The sequence below is a fragment of the Methylobacterium durans genome (assembly GCF_003173715.1).
GTDB classification, from domain to species: Bacteria; Pseudomonadota; Alphaproteobacteria; order Rhizobiales; family Beijerinckiaceae; genus Methylobacterium; species Methylobacterium durans.
Map to the genome: position 1 here is coordinate 3043260 of NZ_CP029550.1, position 16230 is coordinate 3059489.

19 protein-coding genes are annotated in these 16230 nt (G+C 69.5%); 9 read left to right on the forward strand and 10 right to left on the reverse strand.

Annotation, left to right across the window (positions count from 1 at the left end):
- The first annotated feature begins 15 nt into the window (after positions 1–15).
- Positions 16–1335, forward strand: coding sequence for an IS701 family transposase (locus DK389_RS14025; RefSeq protein WP_109887897.1), 1320 nt, complete (start codon positions 16–18; stop codon positions 1333–1335).
- A gap of 592 nt (positions 1336–1927) precedes the next feature.
- On the opposite strand, the gene DK389_RS32375 is transcribed toward DK389_RS14025, so the two are convergent.
- Positions 1928–2449, reverse strand: a complete 522-nt coding sequence (locus tag DK389_RS32375; protein ID WP_162560645.1) for a hypothetical protein — start codon at positions 2447–2449, stop codon at positions 1928–1930.
- Positions 2450–2758: 309 nt separating this feature from the next.
- Here DK389_RS32375 and DK389_RS35625 point away from each other — a divergent pair, with 309 nt between their 5' ends.
- The 4 genes from DK389_RS35625 to DK389_RS14045 all read left to right on the forward strand — a co-directional run bounded on the left by DK389_RS35625 (position 2759) and on the right by DK389_RS14045 (position 5187).
- Complete coding sequence (locus DK389_RS35625) at positions 2759–3139, forward strand: type II secretion system F family protein (RefSeq protein ID WP_418292032.1); 381 nt, start codon at positions 2759–2761, stop codon at positions 3137–3139.
- A 149-nt stretch (positions 3140–3288) separates the two neighbouring features.
- Positions 3289–3786 (forward strand): DUF992 domain-containing protein, encoded by a 498-nt coding sequence (locus DK389_RS14035; protein ID WP_109890439.1) that lies wholly within the window; start codon positions 3289–3291, stop codon positions 3784–3786.
- A gap of 120 nt (positions 3787–3906) precedes the next feature.
- A complete protein-coding gene (locus DK389_RS14040; protein ID WP_109890441.1) occupies positions 3907–4206 on the forward strand; it encodes a PilZ domain-containing protein in 300 nt (99 codons plus the stop codon).
- Between the two features lie 75 nt (positions 4207–4281).
- On the forward strand, positions 4282–5187 hold the full coding sequence (locus tag DK389_RS14045; RefSeq protein ID WP_162560647.1) for a collagen-like protein: 906 nt from the start codon (positions 4282–4284) through the stop codon (positions 5185–5187).
- Between the two features lie 21 nt (positions 5188–5208).
- Here the strand turns inward: DK389_RS14045 and DK389_RS14050 are convergent, their stop codons facing one another.
- Together DK389_RS14050 and DK389_RS14055 are read right to left on the reverse strand one after the other, a co-directional pair.
- Positions 5209–7551, reverse strand: a complete 2343-nt coding sequence (locus DK389_RS14050) for an Orn/Lys/Arg family decarboxylase (protein WP_109890443.1) — start codon at positions 7549–7551, stop codon at positions 5209–5211.
- An 80-nt stretch (positions 7552–7631) separates the two neighbouring features.
- Positions 7632–7808 carry a hypothetical protein gene (locus DK389_RS14055; RefSeq protein WP_236960871.1) on the reverse strand — a complete coding sequence of 59 codons (177 nt, stop codon included), beginning with the start codon at positions 7806–7808 and terminating at the stop codon, positions 7632–7634.
- 154 nt (positions 7809–7962) lie between these two features.
- On the opposite strand from DK389_RS14055, the gene DK389_RS14060 reads away from it, so the two are divergent.
- Entirely contained in the window at positions 7963–8163 is a 201-nt protein-coding gene (locus DK389_RS14060) for a hypothetical protein (protein WP_109890447.1), read from the forward strand.
- 153 nt (positions 8164–8316) lie between these two features.
- On the opposite strand, the gene DK389_RS14065 is transcribed toward DK389_RS14060, so the two are convergent.
- The 5 genes from DK389_RS14065 to DK389_RS33430 form a co-directional block, all read right to left on the reverse strand.
- Positions 8317–9141: a metallophosphoesterase family protein gene (locus DK389_RS14065; protein ID WP_109890449.1), complete on the reverse strand. Its 825-nt coding sequence runs from the start codon at positions 9139–9141 to the stop codon at positions 8317–8319.
- Between the two features lie 109 nt (positions 9142–9250).
- Positions 9251–9838, reverse strand: a complete 588-nt coding sequence (locus DK389_RS14070) for a chemotaxis protein CheB (RefSeq protein WP_109890451.1) — start codon at positions 9836–9838, stop codon at positions 9251–9253.
- 57 nt (positions 9839–9895) lie between these two features.
- Complete coding sequence (locus DK389_RS14075; protein ID WP_109890453.1) at positions 9896–10378, reverse strand: DUF3016 domain-containing protein; 483 nt, start codon at positions 10376–10378, stop codon at positions 9896–9898.
- Positions 10375–10590, reverse strand: a complete 216-nt coding sequence (locus DK389_RS14080) for a hypothetical protein (protein ID WP_109890455.1) — start codon at positions 10588–10590, stop codon at positions 10375–10377. The genes DK389_RS14075 and DK389_RS14080 overlap by 4 nt, the downstream gene beginning before the upstream one ends.
- A gap of 90 nt (positions 10591–10680) precedes the next feature.
- Complete coding sequence (locus DK389_RS33430; RefSeq protein WP_236960873.1) at positions 10681–11130, reverse strand: ComEA family DNA-binding protein; 450 nt, start codon at positions 11128–11130, stop codon at positions 10681–10683.
- A gap of 634 nt (positions 11131–11764) precedes the next feature.
- Here DK389_RS33430 and DK389_RS14090 point away from each other — a divergent pair.
- Positions 11765–12637, forward strand: coding sequence for a cell envelope integrity EipB family protein (locus DK389_RS14090; RefSeq protein WP_109890459.1), 873 nt, complete (start codon positions 11765–11767; stop codon positions 12635–12637).
- Between the two features lie 34 nt (positions 12638–12671).
- On the opposite strand, the gene DK389_RS14095 is transcribed toward DK389_RS14090, so the two are convergent.
- On the reverse strand, positions 12672–14000 hold the full coding sequence (locus DK389_RS14095; protein ID WP_109890461.1) for a DNA polymerase IV: 1329 nt from the start codon (positions 13998–14000) through the stop codon (positions 12672–12674).
- Entirely contained in the window at positions 14000–14293 is a 294-nt protein-coding gene (locus DK389_RS14100) for a DUF3572 domain-containing protein (protein WP_109890463.1), read from the reverse strand. Before DK389_RS14100 ends, DK389_RS14095 begins: the two co-directional genes overlap by 1 nt.
- Positions 14294–14375: 82 nt before the next feature.
- Between DK389_RS14100 and DK389_RS14105 the strand changes: the two genes are divergently transcribed.
- Entirely contained in the window at positions 14376–14750 is a 375-nt protein-coding gene (locus tag DK389_RS14105) for a response regulator (RefSeq protein WP_109890465.1), read from the forward strand.
- A 70-nt stretch (positions 14751–14820) separates the two neighbouring features.
- Entirely contained in the window at positions 14821–16194 is a 1374-nt protein-coding gene (locus DK389_RS14110; RefSeq protein WP_109890467.1) for a PleD family two-component system response regulator, read from the forward strand.
- Positions 16195–16230 lie beyond the last annotated feature (36 nt).

Genomic DNA, 16230 nt, shown 5'->3' on the forward strand with positions numbered 1-16230 from the left:
GTGCAGGAGCGCGGCATGGATGCCCTGAACACTCCGTTGGCCGACCAGCCGCGCTTTGCGGCCTATGTCGACACCCTCTCGGACGTCCTCGGCCATGCTGATCGGGTCGCGCCGCTGAAGGCTTACTGCACCGGTCTGCTCTTGCCGGGCGCGCGCAAGAGCATCGAGCCCATGGCGGCCCGGATCGCACCGGCTCGGGTTCAGGCCACCCATCAGGCGCTGCACCATTTCGTGGCCAAGGGCGACTGGTCAGACGCCGCTTTGTTGGCCCGGGTCCGCGCCGCGGTGCTGCCGATGATCGAGAGCCAAGGCCCGATCCAGGCCTGGATCGTCGATGACACGGGCTTTCCCAAGAAGGGCCGGCACTCGGTCGGGGTGTGGCGGCAATACTGCGGGCAGATCGGCAAACAGGAGAACTGCCAAGTCGCCGTGACGCTCTCGCTGGCCAACGCGCAGGCCAGCCTGCCGATCGCCTACCGCCTCTACCTGCCCGAAGCCTGGGCCCAGGATCCCGAGCGGCGCACGAAGGCTGGCGTGCCCGAGGCGATCTTCTTCCAGACCAAGCCGGAGATCGCGCTGGATCAGATCCGTGCCGCCCAGGCCGAACAGGTGCCGCCCGGTCTCGTGCTGGCCGATGCCGGATACGGGATCGACACAGCCTTCCGCACGGCCCTGACGGAGTTGGGTCTGCGCTACAGTCTCGGCATCTCCTCCTCGACCAGCCTGTGGCCACCCGGAACAGCTCCTTTGCCGCCCAAAGCGTGGAGCGGGCGCGGCAGGCCACCGACCCGGGTGCGGCGCAGCCCCGATCAAAAGCCGCTCTCGGCCGAGAAGCTGGCCCGGTCTCTGCCGGAGGCGGCTTGGCAGCAGGTCAGGTGGCGTGCGGGCCCGAACGGGATGTTGGCGTCGCGCTTTGCGGCGGTGCGGGCGCGCCCGGCGCATCGCGATGAGCTGCGACACGAGCCTCGTGCCGAGGAGTGGGTCCTGATCGAGTGGCCGCAGGGCGAGGCCGCGCCGACGAAGTATTGGCTCTCGAGCCTGCCGCCCGAGACGTCCCTGGCCGAGCTCGTCAGCCAGACCAAACTGCGCTGGCGCATCGAGCGGGACTATCAAGAGCTGAAGCAGGAGATCGGGCTCGGCCATTACGAGGGGCGGAGCTGGCGCGGCTTCCATCATCACGCCAGCTTGTGCATCGCGGCGTACGGGTTCTTGGTCTCCGAGCGAGGCCGGTTTCCCCCCTCAGGACCGAAGATCACCAGGCGCCAAACCCCTGTCCTACCCGCCGGTTACAGACCCCGCGGCGCCCCCGATCCGGCCAGAGCGTCACGTGCCTGATTCCATCAAGAGCCTGCGCTTGAGACTGGCGCGTGCACTGGTCCTGTCCCTTCACCGATGTCCCTGCTGCCATCGCTCGTTTGTGACACAGTAGTACTAGATGTTCGGTCCCGGGATTTGGTGAGACGGATCGAGCCTGAAGCGCTCGGACTCTTTCGTCCAGGTCTGCAGATGATCTCGAAGGGTGTGTCGAGCACGCAGGCGATCCCACCTTCGGCGAAGCTGCCGGCGATCTCACTGAAGCGTGGGTTCGTCTCCTGCGCGTCCATACGGTCAAAGGGATGATGGTCGAAGAAGAGGCGCCACTCAATGCAGTGCAAGCGGACCTCAAGAAGATATCCGTGAGCTGCATCTAGTCAGAATTTCATTTAATATTTCAGAAACACAGATTAATATGATCGTCGCGCGTAATCAAAGCAGAATAATGTAATTTGGTCACAACACGTTATTGAAAAACCTTCTCCTGGACGGCCGGGTAAAAATAATTAATAAGTAAACTATGCGTCAGCTTGCAACTGTCTGATTTCCATCAGATTGCAGGATAACAATTATAGTCTTAAATCTATTCTGGATTAGTGGCGAGGTCCTGTTGTCAGTTCTGATGGGGCTCACGTAGCCCCACAGGTCGCAAGGGCGAAAAACCAACAATCTCAACTTCTTTAGCCTCGCTGCTCGCGACACTTGAATGTGTGCGGGGCAACGCGAGACCGTGGGTAGCGAGTTTATCCAGGGCGCCGAGTGTTTTCTCGTTTGCGATTTTCGTCAGCGAGGAGAGACGATCAAGCCGGAAAGAAATTCTATTCTTGCCGGGCTGACCGAGAGCGCACAGGCAGGCATAGACCTTTAAGGCGTGTAGGTCGCCGACATGTCGGGTTGAAAAACTTCGCAGATCTGCAGGAGAGGAATCGCCTAGTCTAGGCAAAAGCCTGCGATGCGGCAGTCGGTACTGAGCGAGTGACCCATCATAGTTCTCAAGGAAGTATCTAAGTCGTCGGCCCTGCCCTTCCGGATGGGTGCGGATTAGCCCGCGGTCGATGAGCAGCTTCTTACCGGCGGCGATGAGCTGGTGGGACAGAGCTGTCAGCTCGCTCAACTCTTCGTAGGCGAGAAGCACTGAGCCTCTCCCTGATTGGAGGTGCGAGCTTGACGGAACCTCCCACGCCAGGGTGAGGAAGATTTTGAGGGCCGCAGTGGAGCGGCCCGCGTGGAGTGAATCGTCTCTGAACGTCCTGAGGCCGCCTGCCAGGATCCAATCACAGGGCATCGCCGTATGAGTTGCGGAAAGGGAAGTTGACTCGGGTCCAACGGAGGCGGCCGAGAAATCTTGGTTGAGGCGCAGGAAATGGACCGCTGGCCTGCTGGGTGCGATTGCATACGACATCGTGAATAGGATCTAGAATGCCATTATCAATGCCTCAATAGGATGATACCTGCATATGAAGGCCGATCCGCTCACTGTCGGTCACCCGAGGCCCAAGCCGCGTTCGTGAAGCTTGACCACAGGACAATCCGTCGAATTTGGCGAAACGAACCCATTCGAGGGCAGGTCTTCCACAGTCATGCGGCTCTGGCGCTCAACGCCTCCGCCGCGGTCAGCCTCATCGCCAGCGGCGAGCAGGTGAACCGCCTCGGAACCGTGCTGCTCCACGCCGCCGCGATGCACGAGGCGCAGACGCGCGAGCGCGTCGACCGGCTGCTCGCGCTGCTGACGCCCCTCGTCACGATCGCGATCGGCGGCTTGATCGGCGGCCTGATCGTCTCGGTGATGGGGGCGATCCTCGGCGTCGCCGAGCTGACGCAGTAGCCCCGGAGCGAAGTGTATTGCTTCGGACGCTGCGCAATCCGGCCGCCACGAAACAGAGGACGGAATACGCGCGCAACGGGCCTGCCCCACAGGGTTAACGCAACGCTTCGAGACCGGAGCGAGCGGACAGAACCTCGTCGGGGCACCCCATGCGTACGGAAGTCATCGCCTTCTCCATCGCCGCGACCTGCGCGGTCCTCATCGCCACCGCGCCCTACGCCCGCGGCACCCTGAGCGAGGCGCCCGATCGGGAGGCCGGCACGCTGACCTGCATCCGCAACGGGGACCTCGGCCTCGTCGTCGGCCTCACACCCGTGGCCGATTGCACCTTCGCGCCCTCCGGCGGCGGCGCCGCCGAGCCCTACCGGGCGATGTTCGAGCGCGGCGCGGCGCTTCCGGCCGAGACCCTGACATGGCGCGTGATGACGCAGACGGGCACGAGTCGGCCCGGCCAGCTCAACGGCCTGTTCACGGCGAGCCTGGGGCTGGACCCGGGTGCGCGGGACGCGGCGATCGTGATCGATCTCCGGGGCGAGGGCGCCATCCTGCGCCGATCCGAGAGCGGCGCGGCCGGAGCGGCGGCTTCGGAGCAGCCGCGGCTTCGCCTCGCGGCGGAGACGGCCCGGTCCGCTTCGGCCCGCGACTGACCCCGCCCCGGACACGGCCGGTACGGGACCGCCCCATCTGTTGATGGGCCAGGCCCCGTTGACCGTCCGTCAACCGGGCGCCCGCCACCATCGGCGCCTGTCTCGGAGGAGAGGCGCGGCATGGCATGTCCCGGCATCGACCGGCGGCGGACGGAGCGGCAGGAGGTCGATCTGCCGGGGTCGGTCGGCCTCGCGAACGGGCGCCGGCTCGCTTGCGCCGTCACCGACCTGTCCGGCGCCGGCGCCCGCCTCGCCTTCGCCGAGATCGGTCTCCTGCCGGTGCGCTTCGCGCTGCGGCTCGGGGCGCTCGCCGCGCGGCCGGTCCGCCTCGTCTGGCGCCGGGGCCCCGAGATCGGCATCGCCTTCGAGGCCGAGGGCGCGCCGGAGGTCGGCGCGCCGTCCCCTCCGGGCTCCGTATGAATCCGCACGCTTCGTGGACGCTGTCCGGGGGGCGCAGTAGCGTTCAAGTCCTGATCGTCAGCGTTCAGAGGCTTGATGATGTCTCGTACCGCGTTCCTCTTGGCCTCGATGCTGATGATCCCAGGTCCGGCGCTCGCCGACATGATCATCGACCAAGCGATGATCACGGCGGGCGAGTTGCGGGTCAGCGGCCGGGTCAACCCGGCTCAGACCGCGACGGTCGTCCTCGACGACCGCAGCCAGATCACGGCCGACAAGGAGGGGCGCTTCCTGTTCCGCCTCGCCTACCACCCGGCGAACTGCATGGTGACGCTGAAGGCCGGCCCCGACGTGCGCCAAGCCGTGATCGGCTTCTGCGGTCAGCGCGGGCCGGAGGGGCAGGGCAACCCGAACGCGCGCGCGGCCGTGCCCACCGTCGTGCCGGCGGCGGTGCAGGGCTCGCCGCAGATCGGGAGCCAGGGCGGTCCCCAGATCGGGCCCCAGATCGGCCCGCGCGGCCCGCAAGGGGTCGCCGGCCCGCAGGGGCCCGAAGGCCCGCAAGGGGCGCGGGGCGAGGTCGGGCCGGCCGGTCCCGCCGGCCCTGCGGGGGCGGTCGGTCCTGCCGGTCCCGCCGGCCCACCCGGTCCCCGCGGTGAGGCGGGGGCGGTCGGGCCCGCCGGACCTGCGGGCCCCGCCGGAGCCGCCGGCGCGGACGGGCGCAGCGCCGCATCCTTCGCGGCCCTGCGGGTGCAGATGACGAACTGCGCCGATGGCGGGCGCTGCGTCGCCACCTGCGCGTCGGACGAGTTCGCGGTCAACGGCACCTGCAGCGCCGGCGACCGGCCGGGCATGGACGAGAGCAGCATCTACTGCCTCTCGATGGGCGCGAAGCCCGGCCCGATCACCGCCCGCGCCATCTGCGCCAAGAAGCAGCTCCTCAGCGAGGCCGAGCAGACGACGCCCTTCGCGCAGACGGGGCGGGAGAAGACCCGCCGGCCCTGAGGATCCGCGGAAAGGGTCGCCTCACTCCCGCATCACGTAGGTGTGGAAGCGGATGCGTCCGTCCGGGTCGACCTCCCGGTAGACGCCCTGGATCTCGGCCTCGAAGCCCGGAAACAGGTTGGCCGAGCGCTCGAACATCTTGAAATAGTCGAGCATGGGCTTCGCCCGCGCGTCGAGCCGCTCGCCGGGCAGCACCGTGCCGATGCCGGGCGGGTAGACGAGAAGCAGCGTGGTGGCGATCCGCCCCTCGGCCTCGCCGATCGGCACGTAATCGACCTGGTTGCGGGTCAGCATCTGGGCGGCGGCCTTCGGGGGCAGCACCATCTCGGGCAGGTGCTCGGGCGCGAACTGAGCGCGCTGGAGCGCCGAGGTGCCGGCCTCGCGGTGGAAGGCGTGGAACTCCGCGCAGAGGTCGCGCAGGCGCACGCCCCGGTAGCGGTTCGGCCGGCGGCGCACGAATTCGGGCATGGCCTCCTCCAGGGCCACGTTGTCGTCGTGCAGGCGCTTGAAGGCGACGAGCCCCGAGATCAGCGTGCCGGCCTTCGAGGATTCGACGCCGGGCGTCAGCAGGAAGAGGAGGGAGTTGAGGTCGTTCTTCTCCGGCACGATCCGATTCTCGCGCAGGTACTGCGCGACGATGGGAGCGGGCACGCCGTGCTCGGAATAGGCGCCGGTGCGGCGGTCGAAGCCGGGGGTGAGCACCGTGAGCTTGTTCGGGTCCGTCATCGCGTAGCCCGGGCTCACATGCGTGAAGCCGTGCCAGGCAGCGCCGGGCGTCAGTTCCCAGTGGCGCGGGTCGCCCGCGAGCTCGTCCGTCGAGAGGCTCTCCCAGGCGACCTCGGCCCCGTCGGGACCCCGCACCACGTCCGGCACAAAGGGGTCGAAGAACCAGCGCTCACGCGGGTCGCCGTCCCGCTTCTCCTCGAACTCGCGGCGGATGGCGCGCACCTTCTTGCGCCACTCGATGCCGAGGCGGATCGTGTCGTCCCAGAGGACCACGCCCGAGCGGCCCTTCATCATCTGGGCGCCGACGTCGAGGGAGGCGAAGAGCGGGTAGAAGGGCGAGGTCGAGGCGTGGACGAGGAAGCTCTCGTTCATGCGCCGGTGCTCGACCCGGCGGGCCTGACCGCGGATGTGGCTGTCCCGGGTGTGGATCTGCGAGGCTTGGCTGAAGCTCGCGAGCTGCTTGTGGGTCGATTGCGTGGCGATGATGCCGGGGGAATCCGGCCCGAGGTCCTTCAGGCCCATCGCGAAGCGGCCCGCGAAGAGCGGGTGGAACTTCATGAAGCCCGCCCAGGCCTCGTCGAACAGGATGTAGTCGCAGAGGTGGCCGATCCGCTCCAGGATCTTCTCCGCGTCGTAGATCGTGCCGTCGTAGGTGCATTGCTCGATCACGGCGACGCGGAAGGGCCGCTCGCGCCGCCACGCCTCCCGGTCGGTGACGAGCGGGTTGGTGCGGATCTTCTCGCGGATCGCCCGCTCGTCGAGGGCTTCCGCGAAGATCGGGCCGATCAGCCCGTAGGCGTTGCGGTCGGTCTCGAGGAAGATCGGGATGCCGCCGCCGAGAAAGAGCGCGCCGTGGTGCGCCGCCTTGTGGTTGTTGCGGTCGAACAGGACGAGGTCGCCTTCCGCCACGAGGGCCGAGAGCACGATCTTGTTCGAGGCGGAGGTGCCGTTGAGGACGAAGTAGGTCTTCTCGGCCCCGAAGATCTGCGCCGCCTCCTTCTGCGCCTTCAGCGCCGGGCCCTCGTGGGTGAGGAGGTCGCCGAGGTCGAGGACGGAATTGTCGAGGTCGTCCCGGAAGATCGCTTCGCCGAGATGCTCGACGAAGATCCGCCCGATCGGCGAGCGGTTGTAGAAGATGCCGCCGTTGTGGCCGGGGCAGGTCCAGAGCTGGTTGCCCTTCTCGGCATAGTCGACGAGCGCCCCGAAGAAGGGCGTCTTCAGGGTCTCGGCGTATTGCGTCACGCGCGAGACGAGGCCGCGGGCGATGAATTCGGGAGTCTCCTCGGCGAGGAAGATGTAGCCGTCGATGAAGTCGAGGAGCTCGACCGGGATGTCTTCCAGGCGCTTCCTGCGGACCATGATGACGATCGGCATCTCGAGGCCGCGCTTGCGCATCATGTTGATGAGCGCGGCGGCCTTGCCGTCGAGGCCGCGCTTGCCCCAGTCGACGACCATGCAGCCGATGGCGGCGTCGGTCTGCACGGCGATGGCCGCGTCCTCGACGCGGCGGGCGCGCACCACCTCAAAGCCGCGCCCTTCCACCGCCGCCACGATCTGCTGCACACGCGCGCCCTCAAGATCGTCCGGATCGAAGGCCGGCGCGCACATCAGCACGGTGAAGCGGCGGTGGAAGTCCATCTGGCTGCCATTCCCTCAGGCGAGGCGCGCAGCCTCATTCGCACCCATGACGGGCGGATGACGTCGTGGAGGCGACGCGCTCAGACCTTCTCGGCCTCCCGGGCGAGGCGCATCGCCCGCAATCTCTGCGTCCTCTCCTCGATCGCGCGCTGCTCGGCCTCGTGGTCCTGCCAGGCGGCGGCGCCAGCGACCTCGCGCTCGCGCTGCTTGGCAGCGCGGGTCTCGGCGCGGTCACGGGTGCCACTGTCGTTCGCCATCACGATTCCTCTCGGTTCGGTTGCGGGACAGGGAAGATAGGGCGGAATGCCGGAAAGGCTCGGCTTGAAGCTCGGAGCGATGGCCACCCTGCGCGTCGGAACCCGCGTCCGGCGCGGTGCCTTGCCTCAATTAGGAGTTGCAAAGGAGGCATCCATGCAGAGCGACGGCAAGCCGGCACGGGACCCGCGCGCGGAGCGCGCGAAGACGCGATCCCCGCAGGACGGGGAGCCGGGGCCGCATTCCCCGCCGCCCGAAGGCGGGACAGGCCGCGACGGCCGCCCGAGCGGCGGCTACGAGAGCGGCCAGCGCGACGACGCGCCGGCCAACCGGAAGGGCGGCTACGGGGCAGGCTGAAGAGGCGGCAGATCGGCACGCGCGATCCGCCTCACCCGAACGCACTCCGTCCTTCACGCATCGGTCCCGACAGTCCGCGACATCGGTATCTCGCGTGCGGGTCCCCTCTCCTGTTCGGGAGAGGGGGCGCGTCGTGCCACCCGCGCGATGACCCTACCGCGCCGCCGCCGCGTCCTCCCAGGCGCTGCCGTTCCACAGGCGCACGGTGACGGTGGCGAGGCCGTCCTCGATCGCGATGCGGTTGTAGGCGTTCGGCTCGTTGCCGCGCAGGCGCGTCGAGGTGGCGGAGCCCGCCTGGACCGCGAGGAGCCGCCCGTTCCCGCCGCGCATCCGGGCGCGGTCGAGTTCCTCGTGCTCCGCGCCGTCGCGGTCGGCGATCGCGAACCGGGCGTAGTGCCGGTGCAGGTGGCCGGCCAGCGTCAGCCCGACGCCGCACCGCCGGAAGGCGGCGAGCGCCTTGTCGGCGCGCCCGACGAGGCGGGCCTCCTCGTCCCAGGGCGGCGGCATGAACGGGTGGTGGCCGACCACGATCTTGAACAGGTGCGCGGGCATCCGCCGCAGCCGCGCCTCCGCGGCGAGGATCTGCCAGCGGTGGATCTTGCCCTGCGACCAGTCGCGCTCGGGCGCCCAGGTCCGCACCGTGTTGAGGCAGACGATGCCGATCTCCTCGTCCTGGAAGACCGGCTCGGTCTCGGAGGCGATGAAGCGCCTGTAGCGCGAGAACGGCCGGAAGAAGCGCTGCACGAGATGGAAGGGCGAGATGTCGTGGTTGCCCGGCACCGCGATCCAGGGTTCGGGCAGCCGGGCGAGGAAGGCCTGCGCCTCGGCGTATTCCCGGCGCCGCCCCGCCATCGTGAAATCGCCCGAGATGATGATGAGGTCGGGCCGGTCCGCGTTCAGCTCGGCGACGAGGCCCTCGACGACGGCCGGATCGGTGCGGCCGAAATGAAGGTCCGAGATCTGGCTGATGCGTCTCATGGGGGCTCCCGCTCGCCGGCCTCCGCGGGGACCGCGCGGGACCATAACGAGGGAGCGGGCCGGAGGATGCGATCGGGGGGCGGGCTCGCGGGCCGGCGCGACGTCCGGCCTAAGCCCCTGGCGCCGGCACGAGGCTCGCATCCTCGGCGCAGAGCGCTGCGACCCGCTCGGCGATCTGGGCGACCGGCAGGCAGGCGTCGGGATCGTCCGCGCCGAACGCCGCCAGCGGCATGCCGGGACTCGACGCCTCCACGGGATGCTGCACGAGCGAGAGGCCCCCGTGCTCCTTGATGATCCGGAGGCCCTCCGCGCCGTCCCCGTCGCCGCCGCTCAGAACGACGCCGACGACGCGCGTCCCGTAGGCCTCGGCCGCCGAGATGAAGAGGGGATCGGCCGCCGGGCGGGCGAAGTGGACCTTTGGGCCGCGGTCGAGGTGGATGCGCCCGTCCCTCAGCCGCATGTGGCGGTCGGGCGGCGCCACGTAGATGCGGCTGGGCTCGATCGGGCTGTCGTGCGTCGCGTGCGAGACGGGAAGTCGGGTGCTCGCCTGAAGGATGAGCGGCAGCACGCTGTCATGCGCGCCGACATGCATCACGATGAAGATCGACGCCCGGCATGGGATCGGCACGGCGGCCACGATGCGTTGGAGAGGCTCGAGGCCGCCGGCCGAGGCCGCGAGGGTGATGATCGCGCTCATCGTCCCTGACAACGCGCGGTGATCGCTCGCGTTCACGCTGGTGTTACCGCTGAGCGGCTAGCCGCTCGGAAAGCGCCGCCTGAACCAGTCCCGCAGGAGCGCCCGCTCGTAGAAGAGCGGCCCGCTGGAGAAGCGGGCGTTGCTGGTCAGGAGGAAGTTGATGTCGGTCAGCGTCTCCTCGCCCTGCGCCAGGGTCCGGCCGCCGCGCTGCAACCTGTAGGCGAAGCGAATGCGGGGCGGCGAGGAGTCGCGCACCACGCGCAGGGCCTGGGCGGTGCCGAAGCCCAGTTGCTCGACGCCGGCGAGGTCGATGTCGAGGATCGTGATGGCGAGGGTCTCGCCCGGCGGCAGGTGGCGGTCTCCCAGTTCCTGCAGGATGCGGGTCATCTCCGCCAGGGTGACCCGTAGGGGCAGGCCGGATCCGATCCGGTTCTCGGCGTCGGTGAAGCGCTCGGGCGCGACGTAGCGGACGCTGACCCCGGCGGCGGCCGGTCCCGACAGCCCCGCCAGAAGCGCGAGCGCGAGGGGAGCGGGCCTCACTGCTTGCTGCGGTTGATCACGGCGAGCAGGGCGCGGGCCACGGGTTCGGTGACGTTGCGGCGGTACTTGCGGTGGACGAGCTGCCCGTTGTGGTAGACGTCGTGCTCCACGTAGAGCCGCTCGCCGTCCCAGCGGACGACGTTGTCCGTCTCGGTGGTCTCCTGAACGCCGAGGTCGTCGCGCAGGATCGTGCTGCCGGTCGGGGTGAACATGCGGGTGTCCTTGGCCTGTCGACGAGTGTGATCACGCCCGCCGCACCATAGGCATCCCGGATTCTCCGCGCCAGAGCGCAGGCATCAGAACTACTGGACCGTCACCTGATCCTTGATCCGCTCGTAGGTCGCGCGGGTGAGCACCCGCTTCGAGAGGAGCTGATCGATCGCGGTGTAGGGCCGCTTCTGGATGATGGCACGGCCGATGGTGCCGCCGCCGCGCAGGCGGTTCAGCTCGGCAAGCGACCCGGTATTGAGATCGACGAGGCTCACGGCACGCGGCGCGGTGGAATCCGGGACCGGGTCGGCCTCGGCCTGCGGGGCGAGCGCTTCGGCCGGCTCCTGGGCGAGGGGCGCCGGCACAGGGGGCGGCACCGGAGCCGGCATCGGCGCGGGCGGCGCGGGGTCCAGGCCCGCGACCGGTCCGGGCGCGGGACGCGCGGGCGCCTCGGGCGTCGCGGCCGGTGGCGTCGGGCTCGGCGCGGGGGCGAGTTGCGGAGCGGGAGCGGGAGCGGGTAGTGGCGCCGGTGCCGGATCCACCCGGCGCAACTCCGCGCGCGGCGCCGGTTTCGCGGGGCGGAGACGGGAGCCCGGGGCGTTTCGACCGGTTCCGGCCCGCCATAGGGCCAGAAATGCTGCACGAAGGCCGCGAGGGCGCCGGCGACGATGAGCAGCAGCGAGACCCTCAGGACTGCCGAGCCGCTGAGCATCCGTCCTCCTTCGACTGTGCGGAATTCTGTTTTCATTAACATAGGCATATTCTCGACATGGGCAAATCCGGGCGGGCGCCGTGCCGGAACGCCCCGCGGCATGCCGGCATCCTCGTCCGCCCGCCATCGGGCGAGCACCTGGAGGATCCGATCCGCCGCCCTGACCTCATCCCCCGCCGGCACACCGCGCTCGCGGATCGTCCCGGACCGGTTCGGGCGCCTCGCGCCGCCCCTCGGCGGACGTGTCGCCGATCTTTGCGGCAAGGCTGCGGCCGCGCCGAAACCCTCTCCGGGCGCCCGGGTCTCCGCGCATTTGCGGTGCGGGGCGGCCTGTCGCCGGACGGCGCGGCGATCGGCCCGATCTTTGCCCCGATCGGGGGACAACCTATCTGTCACCCGCGCTTGCCCCGCACTTGCGGTCGCAGCCGCACCCGATCCCGGCCCGCGCCAGTTCAGGAGTCCGCATGACGCCGCGCCTCGCCCCCGCCTGCCTCGTCCTTCTCGCGACCGGCACGGCCTGGGCCGCCCCCGCTGCTCCGGCCGGCCAGGAGCCGCCGGCCAAGGCCGCAGCCGTGACGCTCGCGAGCCACCGCGCGGTCTACGATCTGACGCTCGCCTCGAGCGGCGGCACCCGCGCCGTCGAGAGCGCCCGCGGCCGCATCGTCATCGACTTCAAGGGCGATGCCTGCCGCGGCTACACGATGCAGACCCGGCAGGTGACGATGCTGGAGAGCGGCGAGTCCGGAAGCCGCACCTCGGATCTGCGCAACACCACCTTCGAGAGCGGCGACGGCCAGGATTTCCGCTTCAAGACGACGACCGTCCTCAACGGCGCGCCCGGCTCCTCCATCGACGGCACCGCCGATGTGAAGGATGGCCTCAAGGTGCGCCTCAAGGAACCGAAGCGCGACCAGTTCCAGGACCGCGACGCGGTGCTGTTCCCGAGCCTGCACATGCGCCGGCTGATCGAGGCGGCGCGCGCCGGCCAGACCACGCTCTCGACCAAGGTGTTCGACGGCTCGGATGACGGCCGCAAGGTCTACGACACCCTCGCGGTGATCGGCCGGCAGGTGACGGCGCCGACGAACGCGTCGGACACGGAGCGCGACAAGCCCCTGCGCGAGGGCCCCATCGCCGCCATGGCCCACTGGCCCGTGACCCTGAGCTACTTCACCCAAGGGGAGGGCGAGCGCACGCCGATCTATACGCTCACCTTCGACCTCTACGAGAACGGCGTCAGCGGCGCGCTGAAGCTCGATTACGGCGATTTCGCCATCAAGGGCGATCTGACCCGCCTCGACATCGACAAGGTGCAGCCCGCGCCCTGCACGCCGTGATCCCGCTCCGGCGGAGGCCGGTGCGGGACCCGCCCTAGCCGACGCGGTCGCGTCGCGAGCCCGGGCTCGTTCCCGCCGGGACGGGGGGATTGGCCGCGGGCCGCGGCGCTGCGGTGAAGGCGAGGCCGCGCTGGATCGCGCCCGCCCCGAACTTCTCGCGCACCCGGTCGAGGGCCGCCTCGCGGCGCGCGGTGTCGCGGACCGTTCCGTCGACGAGGTCGCCCCGGTCCGCATGGGCCGCGTCGCAGAGATCGCCTGCACCGATGCCGATGAGGCGGAACGGCGTGCCGTCGCAGGATTCGCGCAGCATCGCCTCGCCCGACGCGAAGAGCCGCGCGGCGAGTTGGGTCGGCGGCAGGCCGCCGCGCGTGCGGGTGCGCAGCGCGAAGCTGTGGTCCTTCAATTTCAGCGTCACGCTCGCGCCCGCGAGCCCCGAGCGCTTGAGCCGGCCCGACACCTTCTCGCAGAGACGCCAGAGGATCGGCCGCAGCTCCGCGAAGCCCGCGATGTCGGCCGAGAAGGTCGTCTCCGCCGAGACGCCCTTCGCCTCCCGTTGGCTGCGCACGGGTCGCGAATCCTCGCCCCGGGCCAGCGCCAGCAGGCGCTCCGCGTCCCGGCCGATCGCCGTGTAGAGGCGCCGCGGGTCGGCCCGGAGGAGATCGCCAACGCGGGCAACGCCGAGATCGGCGAGGCGCGCGGCGGCCGAGCGGCCGATGCCGGGCAGGATCGTCACCGGCCGGTCCGCCAGGAACGCCGCCGCCTCGGCCCGGCCGAGGATCGAGAAGCCCCGCGGCTTGTCGAGGTCCGAGGCGATCTTGGCGAGGAACTTGGCGTCCGACAGCCCGATCGAGACCGTGATCCCGACCTCGCGCTCGACCCGCGCGGCGAAATGCGCGAGCGTCACGGCCGGGCTCGCCCCGTGCAGCCGCTCGGTCCCCGACAGGTCGAGGAAGGCCTCGTCGATCGAGACGGGCTCCACCGCCGGCGTCAGCGCCAGCATCATCGCCCGCACCTCGCGGCCGACCCGGGCGTACTTCTCCATGTCGGGCCGCAGCACCACCGCGTCCGGGCAGGCCTTCAGGGCCTGGAACATCGGCATCGCCGAGCGCACGCCCGAGATCCGCGCGATGTAGCAGGCGGTCGAGACCACCCCGCGCCGTCCGCCGCCGATGATGAGCGGCCGGTCACGCAGGGCTGGGTCGTCCCGCTTTTCCACAGCGGCGTAGAAGGCGTCGCAATCCACGTGCGCGATGGTGAGCCGGTCGCGCTCCGGGTGCGCGAGGAGCCGCGGCGAGCCGCAGGCCGCGCAGCGGCGGGCGCCCGCCTCCTGCGTGCCCAGGCAGTCGCGGCAGAGCGGGCGCATCAGAATTCGTCGGAGCCCCGGGGCGACAGCCGGTGCCAGGCGGCCGCGATCGTCTCGGGCTTCCGGTTCAGGTCACGGGAACAGGCCAGCAACAGGGTCTCGTCGCCCATCACGTGGTCGAGCACGCCCGCGAGGAGGCCTGGGTCCTGCGCGCTCGCGCGCAGATTGTCCGGTGCGAGGCCGCTCGCGTTCAGGAACGGGTAGAGCCGCTCCTCGTCGCCCGCGAGCCAGCCCAGGATCTCCACCGCCACGACTTCAGCAGAATCATCCACTTGAACGGATTTGCGTTTCATCAACATGTGTCACTTACAAACGGACCAGACGGACCAAGAGTCCGTCAACAATGAGCCGCCAGCGCACCGGGAACAATGGGCCATGACGAAGACGGTGCTCATCGTTGAGGACAACGAGCTCAACATGAAGCTCTTCAACGATCTCCTGGAGGCGCACGGCTACGCCACCCTGAAGACGGCCAACGGCATCGAGGCGATCGAACTCGCCCGCAAGCACCATCCCGACCTGATCCTGATGGACATCCAGCTGCCCGAGGTGTCGGGGCTGGAGGTGACCAAGTGGCTCAAGGAGGACGACGACCTCAAGGACATCCCCGTCATCGCCATCACGGCCTTCGCCATGAAAGGGGACGAGGAGCGCATCCGCGAGGGCGGCTGCGAGGCTTACCTGTCGAAGCCCATCTCCGTCGCGAAGTTTTTGGCAACTGTTCGGACGTATCTTGGCGAGACCCGCTGAGTCGCGGCGGCTAGTCTGTACTCGCTAAGCGTGTCAGATCGAAGATTGCACAACTTCAGCGAGAGGATCGATGTCGGCCCGGGTCCTGATCGTCGATGACCTGTTTCCGAACGTGAAGCTCCTCGAGACGAAGCTCTCGCTGGAGTATTTCGACGTTCTGGCCGCGATGAACGGTCCCGATGCGATCGCGATCTGCGAGCAGGGATTGTGCGACGTCGTCCTCCTCGACGTGATGATGCCGGGGATGGACGGATTCGAGGTCTGCCGGCATCTCAAGAACAACCCCGTCACCGCGCATCTCCCCGTCGTCATGGTCACGGCCCTCGACCAGCCCTCGGACCGGCTGCGGGGCCTCGAGGCGGGGGCCGACGACTTCCTGACCAAGCCGATCGACGACACCGCCCTGTTCACCCGGGTGCGCAGCCTCGTGCGGCTGAAGGCGGTGACGGACGAGCTGCGCAGCCGCGCCATGGCCTCCCGCGATTTCGGCATCGGCGACCCACTGGCGCTCGCCACCGCCGAGACCGGGCTCGACGCCAACGTACTCCTCGTGGAGGACCGCCCGGGCGCCGCCGAGCGCATGGCCGCAGCGCTCGGCCAGCACCACGCCGTGACCGTCGAGGCGGACCCCCACCGGGCCCTGCTGCTCGCCACCGAAGGCACCTACGACGCCATCCTCGTCAGCCTCGACCTCGAAGGCTCGGACGGCCTGCGCCTATGCAGCCAGCTCCGCTCTCTCGACCGGACCCGCAACGTCCCGCTCATCATGCTGGCCGAGCCGCACGAGCGGGCGCGCATCGTGCGCGGGCTGGATTTCGGCGTGCATGATTTCCTGCTGCGTCCTGTCGACCGGAACGAGTTGCTGGCGCGACTGCGCACGCAGGTGCGCCGCAAGCGATTCTCGGACGTGCTGCGCGGCGCGGTCCACGCCTCGATGGAACTCGCCATCACCGACGGGCTGACCGGCCTGCACAACCGGCGCTACCTCGACAGCCATCTCGGCACCCTGTTCGGCGATGCGGCGTTCCGCCAGCGGCCGATGGCGGCGCTGATCCTCGACATCGATCGCTTCAAGGGTATCAACGACACCTACGGCCACGAGGCCGGCGACGAGGTGCTGCGCACCTTCGCGGAGCGCTTGCGGACGCACACCCGCAACATCGACATCGTCGCCCGCTATGGCGGCGAGGAGGTGGTGATCATCCTGCCCGACGCGGGGCTCGCCGAGGCTCAGGCCATCGCCGAGCGCATCCGGGAGCGGGTCGAGGCGCTGCCCTTCGCGATCCAGCGCGCCTCGCGCAGCGTCTCCGTCACGGTCTCGATCGGCGTCGCCGTGCGCGAGGCCGAGGATGCGGCGCCGGGCGACATGCTCAAGCGCGCCGATCTTGCCCTCTACCGCGCCAAGGCCGCGGGCCGGAACCGCGTCGAGGCGCAGGCGGCCTGAACGGCCGGCCGCGGTCCCGGCCCCCCGGCCCGGCTT